Annotated in this window: 16 protein-coding genes and 2 pseudogenes; 4 read left to right on the forward strand and 14 right to left on the reverse strand. The window is 57.3% G+C overall.

Translation table 11 applies throughout. The features are described from left to right. From Q668_RS16420 to Q668_RS16475, 12 genes and pseudogenes are all read right to left on the reverse strand, one after another. Nucleotides 1–666 (reverse strand): annotated as a pseudogene (locus tag Q668_RS16420) (F0F1 ATP synthase subunit alpha); the annotation flags it as partial. 34 nt (nt 667–700) lie between these two features. Further along, the gene (locus Q668_RS16425; protein WP_022990720.1) at nt 701–1,471 is read right to left on the reverse strand and encodes an ATP synthase subunit B; all 771 of its coding nucleotides are present in this window, start codon (nt 1,469–1,471) and stop codon (nt 701–703) included. Between the two features lie 8 nt (nt 1,472–1,479). Beyond that, entirely contained in the window at nt 1,480–1,758 is a 279-nt protein-coding gene (locus tag Q668_RS16430) for a F0F1 ATP synthase subunit C (protein ID WP_022990721.1), read from the reverse strand. After that, a complete protein-coding gene (locus Q668_RS16435; protein WP_022990722.1) occupies nt 1,755–2,453 on the reverse strand; it encodes a F0F1 ATP synthase subunit A in 699 nt (232 codons plus the stop codon). The genes Q668_RS16430 and Q668_RS16435 overlap by 4 nt, the downstream gene beginning before the upstream one ends. Continuing rightward, on the reverse strand, nt 2,453–2,767 hold the full coding sequence (locus Q668_RS16440; RefSeq protein ID WP_022990723.1) for an ATP synthase subunit I: 315 nt from the start codon (nt 2,765–2,767) through the stop codon (nt 2,453–2,455). The genes Q668_RS16435 and Q668_RS16440 overlap by 1 nt, the downstream gene beginning before the upstream one ends. Next, a complete protein-coding gene (locus tag Q668_RS16445) occupies nt 2,764–3,066 on the reverse strand; it encodes an AtpZ/AtpI family protein (protein WP_022990724.1) in 303 nt (100 codons plus the stop codon). The genes Q668_RS16440 and Q668_RS16445 overlap by 4 nt, the downstream gene beginning before the upstream one ends. Continuing rightward, the gene (locus Q668_RS16450; RefSeq protein WP_022990725.1) at nt 3,063–3,473 is read right to left on the reverse strand and encodes a F0F1 ATP synthase subunit epsilon; all 411 of its coding nucleotides are present in this window, start codon (nt 3,471–3,473) and stop codon (nt 3,063–3,065) included. Before Q668_RS16450 ends, Q668_RS16445 begins: the two co-directional genes overlap by 4 nt. After that, on the reverse strand, nt 3,470–4,846 hold the full coding sequence (atpD, locus tag Q668_RS16455; protein WP_022990726.1) for a F0F1 ATP synthase subunit beta: 1,377 nt from the start codon (nt 4,844–4,846) through the stop codon (nt 3,470–3,472). Before atpD ends, Q668_RS16450 begins: the two co-directional genes overlap by 4 nt. A 19-nt stretch (nt 4,847–4,865) precedes the next feature. Further along, nucleotides 4,866–5,789, reverse strand: a complete 924-nt coding sequence (arcC, locus tag Q668_RS16460) for a carbamate kinase (RefSeq protein ID WP_022990727.1) — start codon at nt 5,787–5,789, stop codon at nt 4,866–4,868. Between the two features lie 33 nt (nt 5,790–5,822). After that, on the reverse strand, nt 5,823–6,824 hold the full coding sequence (locus Q668_RS16465; protein ID WP_022990728.1) for an ornithine carbamoyltransferase: 1,002 nt from the start codon (nt 6,822–6,824) through the stop codon (nt 5,823–5,825). Between the two features lie 18 nt (nt 6,825–6,842). Further along, nucleotides 6,843–8,072 carry an arginine deiminase gene (locus Q668_RS16470; protein WP_022990729.1) on the reverse strand — a complete coding sequence of 410 codons (1,230 nt, stop codon included), beginning with the start codon at nt 8,070–8,072 and terminating at the stop codon, nt 6,843–6,845. Nucleotides 8,073–8,086: 14 nt separating this feature from the next. After that, on the reverse strand, nt 8,087–9,571 hold the full coding sequence (locus Q668_RS16475) for a YfcC family protein (RefSeq protein ID WP_022990730.1): 1,485 nt from the start codon (nt 9,569–9,571) through the stop codon (nt 8,087–8,089). Between the two features lie 224 nt (nt 9,572–9,795). Between Q668_RS16475 and Q668_RS17685 the strand changes: the two are divergent. Beyond that, nucleotides 9,796–10,463 (forward strand): annotated as a pseudogene (locus Q668_RS17685) (DNA-3-methyladenine glycosylase I). A 107-nt stretch (nt 10,464–10,570) separates the two neighbouring features. After that, on the forward strand, nt 10,571–11,128 hold the full coding sequence (locus Q668_RS16485; RefSeq protein WP_022990733.1) for a type I restriction-modification system subunit M N-terminal domain-containing protein: 558 nt from the start codon (nt 10,571–10,573) through the stop codon (nt 11,126–11,128). Here Q668_RS16485 and Q668_RS16490 read toward each other — a convergent pair. Together Q668_RS16490 and Q668_RS16495 are read right to left on the reverse strand one after the other, a co-directional pair. Further along, a complete protein-coding gene (locus Q668_RS16490; RefSeq protein ID WP_022990734.1) occupies nt 11,085–11,462 on the reverse strand; it encodes an antitoxin Xre-like helix-turn-helix domain-containing protein in 378 nt (125 codons plus the stop codon). The two genes, Q668_RS16485 and Q668_RS16490, sit on opposite strands and share 44 nt — an antisense overlap. Then, nucleotides 11,462–11,701, reverse strand: a complete 240-nt coding sequence (locus Q668_RS16495) for a hypothetical protein (protein ID WP_022990735.1) — start codon at nt 11,699–11,701, stop codon at nt 11,462–11,464. Before Q668_RS16495 ends, Q668_RS16490 begins: the two co-directional genes overlap by 1 nt. A 339-nt stretch (nt 11,702–12,040) precedes the next feature. On the opposite strand from Q668_RS16495, the gene istA reads away from it, so the two are divergent. After that, nucleotides 12,041–13,585 (forward strand): IS21 family transposase, encoded by a 1,545-nt coding sequence (gene istA, locus Q668_RS16500; RefSeq protein WP_022990736.1) that lies wholly within the window; start codon nt 12,041–12,043, stop codon nt 13,583–13,585. Nucleotides 13,586–13,599: 14 nt separating this feature from the next. Then, complete coding sequence (istB, locus tag Q668_RS16505) at nt 13,600–14,355, forward strand: IS21-like element helper ATPase IstB (RefSeq protein ID WP_022990737.1); 756 nt, start codon at nt 13,600–13,602, stop codon at nt 14,353–14,355. Nucleotides 14,356–14,423: the final 68 nt, after the last annotated feature.

The raw sequence follows: 14,423 nt of genomic DNA on the forward strand, positions 1-14,423 counted from the left end.
GCCATGCCTGGCGCACCAATAGATACAGGTCACGTCTGATCGTGCCTGATTGAGCATTGTGTCTATGGCGATGGAGGTTTTTCCGGTCTGGCGATCACCAATAATCAGCTCCCGCTGGCCCAGCCCCACGGGCACGGCGGCGTCAATGGCTTTGATGCCGGTCGCCAGGGGCCGGAAAATGGCTGAGCGGCTGAGCACACCCGGTGCTTCGGCTTCAATAGGCGTGTCTGCTACCGCGGCTATGTCCCCCAGGCCGTCCCTCGGGCGGCCCATGGCATCCACCACGCGCCCGAGTAAAGCCGGGCCCACAGGCACGCTCACCACTTTGCGGGTGCGGCGAACATCTTCGCCCAGAGAAATAGATTCCGAGGGGCCGAGCAGAATCACGCCAAGCCTGCCAGGTTCCAGATCCAGTACCATGCCGCGCACACCGCTCTCGAACACCAGCAGCTCATCTGCCAGGGCGCGGGCAAGGCCGGTAACCACCGCCACACCGTCGCCCACTTCGGTTACCTTGCCAACTTCGGTTATTGCCGGGGTTGGTGCAGGCACTGCCAGCAGTGAGTTGCGCCATGCCTCAAACTGCTCGGCTGAGTGCAATTCTGTGTGTGATTGCGGGAGTGGTTCAGAAGGGTTTTCTGAAGCACTGCGATGAGTTTCGGCCATAGCGTCTCACTTATCCTGTTTGTACCTGCCGTATTCAGGTCTCGACGGGCGGTAACCGCCCGGACGCGCCGGCAGCCATGCGTTCGCTTAATAAAGCGTCAAATTCATCGGTGTAACTGTCCACTGTCCAGGCCACCTGGGCGCCGCCAACTCGAAGAACCAGGCCCGGGGCCTGTTGCGGGTCGGTTTCATAGCGCAGGTTAATACCGGGAAGCAGATCTTTGATATCGGCTCGCAGCAAAGCTTGTGCTGGTTCAGGCAAGGGATCACGAGTGGTTGCTATTGCCTCCTTGCTGTTGCCCGCAGCGTCTGACAGCTCGCTGGTCATGGGTCGTAAGCGCGCGCTGACGTGGCGAACGATAGCCTCTTCCAGGGATTCGTCCGCAAGATCCCGTAAGGCTTTGCGGGTAAGCTCCAGCAGAGTTTCTTCGCCGGCCCGCTGCAATTTTGCGGTGAACTTGCGGCGTTCACGCTCAAGGTATTTGTGCCAGTCTTGTTGCTCCTGCTCAAGCCTGGCGCGGGCATCGGCCAGAATGTTGTCGCGCTGGTCTTCTGATTCCCTGAGCGCCTGTTTGACCATGGCATCCTGGTCTGAAAGCAGTTGCTTTTTCTGCTGGCGAAACTCTGCTTCGGCAGCCTGGGCTTTCTTCTCGGCCTCTCCGGCTTCGGCCATGCGCCTGGCTATTTCAGCCTCACGGGCATCAATTCCGTCAAGTATCGGGCGATAAAGAAACCGCTTCAATAGCCACACCAGTACCAGAAAGTTGGCGATCTGCGCGATAACGGTAACCCAGTCAATGGACATGATCGGCTCTAACCTCCTGCGGCAACCTGCATGGCATCCCAGAACGGGTTGGCAAAAATCAGAATCATTGCCACCACAAAGCAGTATATGGCGGTGGATTCAATCATCGCCAGACTCACAAACAGGGTTCGTGACAGGGTTGGAGCGGCGTCCGGTTGCTGTGCTATGGCAGCAATCGCGGCTGCGGCTGCTCTCCCTTCGCCCAGTGCAGGGCCAATGGCCCCAATGGCAATGGTCAGGCCGGCGGTAAATATGGAAATCGCCGCAATAATGGCAAGATCGGTCATGATTTGTCCTCTTTCTTGAGCACTGGGTGGTCTGGGTCTGCTGTGGCAGACGAAATGTAAACGGTGGCAAGAATGGCGAAAATGTAGGCCTGAATCATGCCGGTTAACAATCCCAGCATGTCCATGACCACCGGGAAGAAAAACGGCGCGACGGTCAGCAGAATGGCAGCAATAACCGCGCCACTCATCACGTTGCCGTAAAGACGGATGGCCAGGGAAATGCCCCGGGAAAACTCACCAATAATATTGAACGGCAACATGATGACTGAAGGCTCAATAAACGTTTTCAGGTAATGCCCGACGCCGCCGCTGGCTATACCGAAAATCGGTACTGCCACCAACACAGACAAGGCCAGTGCTGCCGTGGTGGATAGCGACGACGTTGGTGGCGAAAACCCGGGGATCACCAGCATCAGGTTTGATAGGGCAATGAACAGGAACAGGGTGCCGGCAAAGTACATTACGTGGCGTGCCGAGTTGCGGGTAACTTCTTCGATCTGACCCTGGATCAGCTTAACAATCACTTCCAGTGATGTGCGCCAGCGATTGGGTGGCACATCAGGGCGCAGGTTGCGGGTAATCAGCATGGAAATGCCCACAAGCAGAGCCATTACAATCCAGGTGTTAACGATGGTGGCGTTGACCTCCCAGCCGGCGAGTGTGAAAACAATAATGTCATCGGGGGTAAGCTGCATTACGCGCCCTCCTGTGGTGCGGTTGTGGGTGCCTTGCCGGCTCTGGCCCGGAATACAGCCACCAGTCGCGTCAGGAAAAATGCCAGTGCGTAACCGGCGATGGCCCAGTTGCTGCCGGCGTAAGCGGTGCCCCCTGCACCAATGCCAAGCAGCACCGCAATCCGGCAGAATGAACTGGCCATCAGCCAGAGCCCGGGCCGCTCAGAGGCCAAAGCCTGCCGCATGCCCCAGGCCAGCCCTATAAAGAACAAGGCGCTGATGGGTAAACCAAAAGAAAAACCCAGCAGTACCGCTTGCCAGTTTACTGTTATCACCGTTTGTCCCCCTTTTGATCCGGCCCTTCTTTTTCGATCCAGCTCCAGGCAATGATGCCTCCTACAACCACACCGCCAAGAATCAGCGCAATGGGCCAGGAAAAGTTCTGGGGTGCCACCTTGTTCAACCATAACCCCAGGAAGGCGCCACCCACAGTAGGCACCGCGATTGACCAGCCGATGATGCCGAAGGCGCCCAGCCCGCGGAGGGGACTGACTCCTGGCTCATTGCGCGCGCGCTTCATGCGCTCGGCACTGCGCCGGATGTCGTCTGCCGAGCGATCATTTTTCGTGCTCATACCGCGGGTTTCCGTAAGTCGCCGAAACGCCGCACTATGCCCGCTTCCAGCCGGGACAGGGCTGAGCGTGCCACCCGCTCTTCTTCATCCACTTCGATAAATGCAGCCTGTATGGTTTCGTTGAGAGTTTCCAGGTCTTTGCCCTGAACACCGCGGCGTATGGCGATGTCCACCTGGTGGCCCGTCTTTACCAGCACACCTTCATCGATGCCAAAAAACGTTTCGGTACCCTCGGCCGAGGTGAGGATCAACACCGAGGGCACTAAAGCTGTCACGAAATCCGTGTGGTTCGGGAGCATGCCAAAAGCGCCGTTTTGCGCGGTCGCAAACAGCTTTTTCACGCTGCCTTCGAACAGGGTCCGGGTGGGCAGTCGCAGCGTTACCCGCATGGATTCGGCAAGGCTCATGGTTTTTTCTCCAGATCCTGCAGGGAGCCGATCATGTAGTAGTCGGTTTCGTTATCGTGAAATTCGGTCTGGTTCAGGATGGTTTCGCAACCGTCCAGCGTGTCCTTGATGGACACGCGCCTGCCGCTGTCGCCGGTTAACGCACCAACGGTGAAAAACGGCTGGGTGAGAAAGCGCTCAAGCCGTCGTGCCTGTGCCACTGTGGCCCGGTCTGCGGCGGAGAGTTCTTCCATGCCCAGCATGGCAATAATATCCCGCAGATCTTCGTATTCGGCCAGGGTGCGCCTTACCGCCCGGGCAATATCGTAATGGCGTTGGCCTACAATGGCCGGCGTCAGCATCACGGAGGCGGAGCCAAGGGGGTCCACTGCCGGATAAAGACCTTCACTGGCGCGCTTGCGCGACAGCACCACAGAGGCGGAAAGGTGCGAGAAAATATGCGCTGCTGCCGGGTCCGTGAAGTCATCGGCGGGCACATAGACTGCCTGAATGGAGGTGATGGCACCGTTGCGGGTGGATGTGATGCGCTCCTGCAATGTGGCGAGTTCAGTCGCCAGTGTGGGCTGGTAACCCACCCGGGAAGGCATGCGACCCATCAATCCGGAGACTTCAGAGCCTGCCTGCACAAAGCGGAAAATGTTGTCGATGAGCAGTAGTACATCCTGCTTCTGCTCGTCGCGGAAATACTCCGCCATGGTGAGTGCGGTTTTGCCCACCAGAAAGCGCACTCCCGGGGCTTCGTTCATCTGCCCGAACAGCATCACGGTTTTATCGCGCACACCGGCATCGTCCATTTCGCGGTACAGCTCTTCGGCTTCCCGGGAGCGTTCACCTATGCCGCAGAACAAGCTTACGCCCTGGTAGTGCTGAACTGTGTTGTTGATCAGTTCCGTAATCAGTACGGTTTTGCCCACCCCGGCGCCCCCGAAAAGCCCGGTTTTGCCACCACGTTCAATGGGGGACAGCAGATCGATGGCCTTGATGCCGGTTTCCAGAATATCACTGTGTATTACGCGGTCTTCCAGCGCTGGGGGAGGCTGATGGATGGCGCGGTACACTGAGGCTGCAGGAGCCGGTTTGTCGTCAATGGGTTCGCCAAATACGTTGAGCATGCGACCCAGGACGGTATCACCCACCGGAACCTGAATGGGTGCCCCGGTGGCCCGAACCGGCATTCCCAGCCCCAGCCCACGTACAGGCGCCAGCGCCATACAGCGCACAACCCCGTCATCAAGGAGGGAAGTTACCTCCAGCGCAAGGCTGCCGGCGTAAACCAGGTCCTGAATACGGGGCGAGGTTGCCGGGAACTTCACATCGATAACACCGCCGCGTATTCCCACGATCTGTCCATCATCGACGATCTGATCCAGCATGGATAACGAGCCCGAACCTTTAAGTGTTATGGGTAGCGTTCCTGGTGATAAGCGTACCCGCGCGCCCATCGAGAATATCGAGAGCATCTTCCAGGCGGCCAATTCCGCTGATACCGCCAAAGTCAGCAAAATCGCAGGCCGCCGCCACCTTTGGCCCCATTGAACCGGCCGGAACATCCAGCTTCCGTCCTTGTTCGGGGGTTACTTTTTGAACGGGTGCGGCAGCAGGTGTACCAAAGTCACGATACACCGCGTCCACATCGGTTAACAGCAGCAGTGCATCAGCCCGCAACTCTCGTGCCAGTAAGGCACTGGCCGCATCCTTGTCAATCACCGCTTCTACACCAGTCATACTACCGTCATTGCGACGCAATACCGGAATGCCACCGCCTCCGGTGCAGATAACAACCACTCCCTGATCCAGAAGCAACCTCAGCACCCGCATATCGGGTATTTCTTTGGGTGCAGGCGAGGGCACAACTCTGCGCCACTTATCGCCGTCGGCCGCAATATGCCAGCCGGCAGCGGCTGCCCGGGATTCGGCTTCTGCCTTATCATAGACCGGGCCGATAAATTTGGTGGGATTTTTGAAGGCAGGGTCCTCACGCTCAACCACAACCTGGGTAAGCAAAGTTGCCACAGGGCGGGAGTGGTTGAGGGCGTTTTCCATCTCCTGTTCGATCATGTACCCGATCATGCCACCGGTTTCCGCCCCCAGCACATCCAGTGGGTAGGCTTCCTCAGGCTTGTATGCCGCGCCCTGCAATGCCAGCAACCCCACCTGGGGGCCGTTGCCGTGGGTAATCACCAACTCATGCCCGGCCTCTACCAGTTTGGCCAGTGATTTCGCAGCGATTTTCACATTGGTGCGCTGGGTTTGGGCGGTTAATGGCTCACCGCGCTTTAAAAGGGCGTTACCGCCCAATGCTGCAACAATCAACATCCTGTGTATCCTTTTTAGCAGCCGGGGCCGGCGTCAGGCCCCGAGGGTGGCTACCAACACCGCCTTGATGGTGTGCATACGATTCTCTGCCTGATCAAACACGATGGATGCAGGGCTTTCGAAAACCTCGTCTGTCACCTCCATGGCACTTATGCCGAACTCCGCTTCTATTTCTTTACCCACGGCTGTTTCTGTATTGTGAAAAGCAGGCAGGCAATGCATGAAGCGGGCGCGCGGATTGCCGGTTTTTTCCATCAGTCCGGCGTTCACCTGGTAGGGCATTAACAGCTTGATCCGCTGGCCCCACTTCTCTTTCGGCTCACCCATGGATACCCAGACATCTGTGTACACAAAATCGACCCCGGCCACGGCCGTATCAATGTCGTCGGTAATGGTAATGCGGGCGCCGGTTTCCCGGGCAATAGCCTGAGCTTCATCTTGTATGGCCTCTTCAGGCCAGCATTCTTCGGGTGCACACAGGCGCACATCCATACCCATTTTGGCACCGCCAATCAGCAGGCTGTCCCCCATGTTATTGGCAGCGTCGCCAATAAAAACATAGGCCATTTCATGCAGTGGTTTTTCAACGTGCTCCTGCATGGTTAAAAAGTCTGCAAGAATCTGGGTTGGGTGGAACTCATCCGTCAGGCCGTTAAAAACCGGTACACCTGCATACTCTGCCAGTTCCTCAACAATTTTCTGACCAAAGCCCCGGTATTCAATGCCGTCATAAACACGGCCCAGCACCCGGGCAGTATCTTTTACCGACTCCTTGTGGCCAATATGGGTGCCTGAAGGTCCCAGGTAGGTCACTCTGGCCCCCTGGTCGTAGGCGGCCACCTCGAACCCCACCCGTGTCCGGGTGGAGTTTTTTTCGAAGATCAGTGCGAGTTCCTTGTTAACAAGCTGGGGAACCTCGGTGCCGGCATATTTGGCGGCTTTCAGGTCTTTGGCCAGTTTCAGAAGAAAACTGATCTCTTGCGGGGAGAAATCCCGCAAGGTCAGAAAGTCACGATTTTTCAGGTTAAAAGCCATGGTCTGAACCCTCTCCGGTCAAACGGGATCGCGCATTGTGGGGCAGCTCATGCAGCGCCCACCGCCGCGGCCACGGCCCAGCTCTGCACCTGGAATAGCCAGCACTTCGATGCCTGCTGCCTCAAGAGCTGCGTTGGTGTCGTCGTTGCGGTCGTAGCCAATAACCACACCCGGACTCAGGGCCAGTACGTTGTTACCATCGTTCCACTGCTCCCGCTCACGTTCGGCCGGGTTATCGCCTCCGGTTGGAACAACCTCCAGGGACTTATAGCCAAGCACGTCTGCGACTACGTCGAACAAGGGCCTGGGGTCCTGGCGGAAAGACAGGTGTTTACCGCCCTCACCCGGGCGCAGGTCGTAGCAGATCAACTCCTCTGCGACTTCTTTGAAGGCTGTAACGACGTTGCCACCGCAGAAGGTAAAGATGGTATCAAGGTGCATGGCCGCGCGGGATTTCGGGATCTGACAGGCAATGACCCGCTCTGCAGTACCCTTCCTGAACAGAGCATTGGCCAGCTGCCCGACGGCTTGTGGTGATGAGCGCTCACCCATGCCCACAAGCACGGTGCCATTACCTACGGGCATCACATCACCGCCTTCAAGTGTTGCAAGGCCATGGTTTTGTGTTGGATCACCCCAGAGCACGTCCACCTTCCCGGCAAATTTCGGGTGGTAGCGGTACACGCCGGCCATCAACAGTGTTTCGGGTTGCCGAGCAGACCAGTACATGGGGTTGAGGGTAACGCCATCGTAGATCCAGGAGCTGTTGTCCCGTGTGAACAGGTAGTTAGGCAGCGGTGGCAGCACAAATCCGTAGTGCCCCAAGTGGTTGCCAAAAAGCCCGGTTGGATCAAAGGGCAAATCGCCCACTTCAAGGCCGCCAATCAGATATTTTGAAAGCTCGGCTCCCGGCAACTCGTCCATCCAGGCGCGCAGGTCGGAAATCATCCCTACACCAATGTCGTTCCACGTAATCCGGTGGTCCAGGATCCATTTACGGGCTTCCGGAATATCCAGGGTCTCTGCCAATAATTCGTTAACATCCAGTACTTCAACGCCTCGCTCGCGCATCACGCTGGCAAACACATCGTGATCTTTCTGGGCCTGTTTGACCCAGAAAACGTCGTCAAACAACAGGGCGTCACAGTTGGATGGAGTTAGCCTCCGGTGGGCCAGGCCAGGGCGGCATACAACCACCTGCCGCAGCTTTCCGGTTTCCGAATGTACTCCAAGCTTGTGATCAGACATGGTTCAATCCTCTTTTAGATGAGTGCAGCTATGCTGATAACCACTGAAATGAAAATGGTGAGAATCAGGAGCAAAGGCCAGATAAACGCGATCCAGCGGTCGTAGGACACACGGCCAATTGCCAAACCTCCAACGACGACTGCAAACGTCGGGTTGATCAGGTTTACGAGTCCGTTGGCTGACTGGTACGCGGTGACCACCAGATCCCGGCCTACATGAGCAAAATCTGCAAGAGGTGCCAGAATCGGCATCGAGAGAACCGCCAGGCCGGATGACGATGGTACAAAGAAGCTCATGCCCACCTCGATCCAGAACATCAGGTTAATAAAGGCCAGTTCGGGTAAACCGCCCAGGGAGGTTTCGGCGCTGTGCAAAATGGTGTCTGCAATCATGCCCTGATCCATGATCACCACGATGCCTCGCGCAAGCCCTACTACCAGGGCCACACCCAGGAGATCACGGGCACCATCCACAAAGCTGCCGGTCAGCTCTTTCTCGCCCAGGCGGGCAATGATGCCGATAACAAGCGCAGAGCCAAAGAACAATGCCCCCATGCGCGCCATCCACCAGTCCTGGGACGATACGCCCCAGATCATCACTACGAAGGTGGCGGCAAAGATCAGCAACGCGACAATCTGTGTTCTGGTCAGAGTGGAAGCCTGAACTTCGTCGGCATGCTTGCCCAGGAAAAGTCGACGGTGTGCATCCCATTGCCTGGAAACCACCGAGTGAGAAGGGTCTGACTTTACGCGAACGGCATAACGCATAACGTAGCCGGCGCAAATCAACAGGCCGCCAATAAGCAGAATTAAGCGCACGACAATACCGTCTGTAAACGGAATTTGCGCTGCATTGGCGGCGATAACCGTGGCAAACGGGTTAATGGTAGAGCCCAGAACGCCAATGCCGGCCCCGATCAGGATAATGGCAACGCCGGTTACAACGTCGTATCCGGCGGCCATCATCACTGGAATCAGAATGGCATAAAACGCCAGGGTCTCTTCAGCCATGCCATAGGTGGTGCCGCCGATGGCAAATAAACTCATCAGGATCGGGATCATCCAGACCTCACGACCCTTGAGATGTCGCATGGCGCTGCGTATCCCGGTATCTATGGCCCCCGTAGCGTTCATCACGCCGAGGAAGCCGCCCAGGAAAAGTACGAACAAGGCAACATCAATGGCGTTTGCGACATAACTGTCCGGATCATAAAACCCGGCCGTTGGCGCCAGCATTACTTCCATAAAGCCCTGAGGGTTGGGGTCGACCGTCTGGTAGGTGCCAGGCACGGCCACTTCACGCCCGACTTCCTCGTTCATTGCCCGGTCGTATTGGCCGGCAGGTATAATCCAGGTCAGGGCTGCAACAAATATAATCAGCAGAAACAGAATGGTATAGGCGGTGGGGAACCGCGTTGCCAAATCCTGCTCAGGGTCGTTGGGTGAGTTTTCCAAAGATTTATCAGAAGGGGTTTCGGTGAGGTTATCATTATCATTCACAGCGCTTCTCCTTTGTGCACATCGACAGCTATATAGAGCCAATGAAGGGTCTCGATCCCGGCTGTGAACTTTTTGCTCTCATCCAGCCAGGAGTGAGCACGATTTCCGGATCGTTCATCTCCAAGATAGACGAGAAACAAAAAAATGAAATGAGTTAGGTCACTATTAATACAACTGTGACATTAATTTTCGGGTACCCGTCAATACTTCAAAGGCGAGACATTATGCGTTTTTCAGAGATTCATGAGCGTGCCATCGCCCGTAAAGGCGGCATCGAAGAGCTGAACGCCCTGCTGCCAAAACTGCCGCCAGCCACGGCCCTGGAGGCGCGATCGGATGATCGTTACCTCTCGGAAATCACCCGCTGCGTATTCAAGGCTGGTTTTGTGTGGCGCGTTATAGACAACAAATGGCCGGGTTTTGAAGCGGCTTTTCATGGCTTTGTGCCTGCCTACTGGCAACAGGTGCCACCAGACGTTTTGGAAGAGTTGGCGCAGGATGAACGGATTGTGCGCAACATGCAGAAAATACGTACCGTGCCGGAAAATGCCCGCATGATTGTGGATGCTGCGCGGGAATACGGCAGCTTTGGGGCTTTCTGCAGCAATGGTCGTCAGAAGATCAAGTTGGCTTGTTGTTGTGGCTAAAGCGCAATGGCTCCCGCTTGGGCGGTAACAGTGCTCAGTATTTTCTGCGCATTGTTGGCTGGGATGGCTTTATTTTGTCTCACGATGTTGTTGCCGGCCTGCGCAACGCCAATCTTCTGGATGCTTCACCAACGAGCAAGAAAGGGCTGCAGCAGGCGCAGGCTGCGTTTACCGGTTGGCACCAGGAAACCGAGTTGCCATACAGCCAGCTGTCCCGCATTTTGTCGTATTCGGTGGAGAGTTGAATCCCTGAATTATAGTGGCTCAGGGTTAGGCACAAACTTTGTGTAGGCGCTATCATGCCAGTCACTATTGGATTTGTTCCCACCGCACCCGTAACTAAAGGCAGTTCATGAGCAAGGCGTCTTCCCCTGTAAAAAAGAACACCCGCACCTTCGAACAAACCCTCTGGGACACCGCTGACAAGTTGCGCGGTACGGTGGAATCGTCGGAATACAAGCACGTGGTGCTCAGCCTGATCTTCCTCAAATTCGTTAGCGATAAATTTGAGGCCCGAAAACAGGCGCTGGTTAAGGAGGGGCAAGAGGCCTATGTAGACATGGTGGAATTCTACACCATGAAAAACGTGTTCTACCTGCCCGAGCATGCCCGCTGGAATACCCTGCAGAAACAGGCCAAGCAGGACGACATAGCGGTAAAAATTGATTCAGCCCTGTTTTCCATTGAAAAACTGAACCCGTCGCTGAAAGGCGCACTGCCGGACAACTACTTTTCCCGCATGGGGTTGGAGGCCAGCAAACTGGCGGCGTTGATTGATTCCATCCGAACTGGCTCCGTATTTCCTACCACTCAAACAAAAAAGGTGGCCAAACTGACCGCCCAAAATCTTGGTCGACGGGGGCTGGTTAACCCGCCCGCTTTGCATCAAAGTAGCGTCGAGTTTCCATGAGGTGCTTCATGGAGCCTAGCGCCATAAAGTCCAGGGCAGACGTTCCAGCGAAAGGAACTTCACTGGTTACCAGGCGAATCCGGTGATTGGCGCGCTCGGCCGTTGGGTACATGACTCTCAAGGATTTGTAGATGCCCAGGATGTAGCTGATGCGCTCCAAGGTATCCTGCGAGAGCGTTACATGTGGCAACGTCTCATACTTGGCCAGCGTGCTCCGGGACACACCGCCGAGCAACTGCATCATCTCTTTCTGGGTGCAGTCCCATTCGCGACAGATACCAAAAAAGCCTTTGAGAGCCACATGCCCTCTAGTTTTTTCGTCATCGAGGGCCATTATGTTCGTCCATCCTTGGGCTGCTCTCGATCTTCCACAAAGTCGTCACTGACGCCTTCAGAGTCGAACCACTCGTCCCAAACCGGATCGGTTGGTCGCTCGTAGCCTTTGACTGTCCCCTTTAGGCGTTCCAGAGGTGTAAGCTCCTGAGGGAGCGGCTCGGCCAGCTCGTCAGCATGGGCGGTGTGGGCATCTAGGCCGTCCAGGAGTTCTTTTTCGGTTGGGCGTTTGGTCTTCATGGCACACTCTCCGCAATCACAAGCAGGCCAACTCCGGGGCAGTAGGCTGCAGATAGTATGACTTTACCACCCGAACGAAGCGAGCCACATAGCCGCACTCGCCCAATTGCATATTCCGGCCCATCGTGACCGCCCATTCCGTTTGAACGTGACCGCCTGTTCCGGTTGATCGTGACCGCTCATTCCGTTTTATCGTGACCGATTTCGGGCGTTTTTCCGGAATCGCCGGTCACGATGCCGGAATCACCGGTCACGTTCCTCCGGAATCACTGCCAACACGCTGGAATTCTTCAACTTTATCCGGCATACCCGTTTCTTTTTCATCACGAGGAAGGGCGGATGCCGGCAGCGAGGATTTCCATGCGACAGATCATCGAGGTCTTGCGCCTCAAGTACGAAGCGGGCCTGAGCCATGAGCGCATTGCCCGTGCCTGCGGGCTCTCCAAGGGCGTGGTCGGCAAGTACGTCAGCTTGGCCACCGCGCAGGGCATCACCTGGCCTTTGCCGGAAGGCACGGATGAAGTACGGTTAGAAGCCCTGCTGTTCCCGGCCAAGACACCCCCATCTCGATTTGCTGAACCCGACTACTTCCAGGTCCACCAGGAACTGAAGACCAAGGGCGTGACCCTGCAACTGCTGTGGGCCGAGTACGTGGAACGTCATGGCGACAAGGCCCGCCGGTACAGCCAATTCTGCCATCATTACCGGCTCTGGCGCGGCCAGCAACGGCGCAGCATGCGCCAGGTCCACCGGGCCGGTGAGAAGATCTTTATCGACTACTGCGGTCCCACCGTGCCGGTGGTGGACCGCAGCACTGGCGAGATGCGCAAGGCTCAGGTCTTTGTGGCCGTGCTGGGCGCGTCCAGCTATACCTTCGCCGAGGCTACCTGGAGCCAGAGCCTGCCGGACTGGATTGCCTCCCACCAGCGAATGCTGGCGTTCTACGGCGGGGTAGCTGAACTGCTGGTTCCGGACAATCTCAAGGCAGCAGTCACCAAGGCAGACCGATACACGCCCCAGCTCAACGAGACCTACGCGGAACTGGCAACCCATTACCAGACGGCGGTCTTACCGGCCCGCCCCTACAAGCCCAAGGATAAGGCGAAGGCCGAAGCCGCTGTGCTGCTGGTTGAACGCTGGATCCTGGCCCGGTTGCGTCACCGAACGTTCTTCTCACTGGCCGAACTGAACTCGGCGATTGCAGACCTGCTACCGGCACTGAATCAGCGCCCGCTCCAGGGACGCTCCGAGAGCCGCCAGAGCCTGTTCGAGGCACTGGATCGTCCAGCACTGAGGCCTCTGCCTGCAACACCTTACGTCTATGCCGAGTGGCGCAAGGCGCGACCCGGCATCGACTACCACATCGAGATCGACAAACGCCTGTACAGCGTGCCTCACGCCCTGGTGGGGGTGAAGCTAGATGTTCGGGTTACCGATACGTCCGTTGAGGTCATGCACAAAGGCCAGCGGGTGGCCCTGCACCCTCGGCATGGCAAGGGCCGCTTCGTCACCCTGACCGAGCACATGCCCAAGTCCCATCAGGCCCATCAGAACTGGTCGCCCGGGCGGTTCCTGAACTGGGCCACTGACATCGGTCCCGCCACGCTCGACGTGGTACAGCGACAGCTTAAGGATCGCCCGCATCCGGAGCATGGTTACCGATCATGCCTGGGGCTATTGAACCTGAGTCGACGTTACAGCCGTGACCGGTTGGAGCAGGCCTGTAGCCGAGCACTGGCCATCAACTCGGCCAGCTATCAGAGCATCAGCTCGATCCTGAAGCAGGGGCTGGATCAGCTCCCGTTACCCCTGGCCGAGGAGGAGTCGGAACTGACTGAGCTGCCAGTACACACCAACGTTCGCGGCCCCCGCTACTACCACTGATCCCGGAGAAACTGATGTTGACTCAAAACACCCTCGACACCCTGCGCCAACTCAAACTGACCGGCATGTGCGGTGCCCTGGAACAGCAGCGGGCACAGCCCGACACCCACGACCTGGCGTTCGAGGAACGCCTGGCCTTGCTGATCGACCGGGAGGTGCTACATCGTGAAAATCGCCGTCTGGATCGGCTGCTGAAGGCTGCCCGGTTGCGGGTCGCGGCCTGCGTGGAAGACGTCGATTACCGCCATCCACGGGGGCTGGAGCGCTCCCGCATGGCGGGCCTGGCCAGCTGTGACTGGATCCGCCAATCCCTGAACCTGTGCATCACCGGCCCGACCGGTTGCGGCAAGACCTGGCTGGCCTGCGCCCTGGGCAACCAGGCCTGCCGGCAAGGGCTCTCGGTTCGCTACTTGCGCGTGCCGCGCCTGTTCGAGCAGGTGCGCATCGCCCACGGCGATGGCAGCTACGCACGGCTGATGAACCAGTTGCTGAAGACCGACCTGCTGATCCTGGACGACTGGGGCATGCAGAAGGTGACGGCACAACAACGGCAAGACCTGATGGAAGTAATCGAAGACCGGCACGGGCGAGGCTCAACGCTCATCGCGAGCCAGTTACCAACCGAACACTGGCACGACTACATCGGCTCCGCCACGCTCGCCGACGCCATCCTGGATCGGCTCCTGCACGGCGCTCACCGACTCAATCTGAAGGGGGAATCACTGCGAAAAGCGACAGCACAAAATACGGAATCGGTTGACCCATCGTGACCGTTCAGCGTACAAAACCGACTCCAGCGTGATGGCCGTGTGCAAATCTGCGTAAACCGCTGAAGGTT

The sequence above is a fragment of the Marinobacter sp. ES-1 genome, assembly GCF_000475255.1.
GTDB classification, from domain to species: Bacteria; Pseudomonadota; Gammaproteobacteria; order Pseudomonadales; family Oleiphilaceae; genus Marinobacter; species Marinobacter vinifirmus.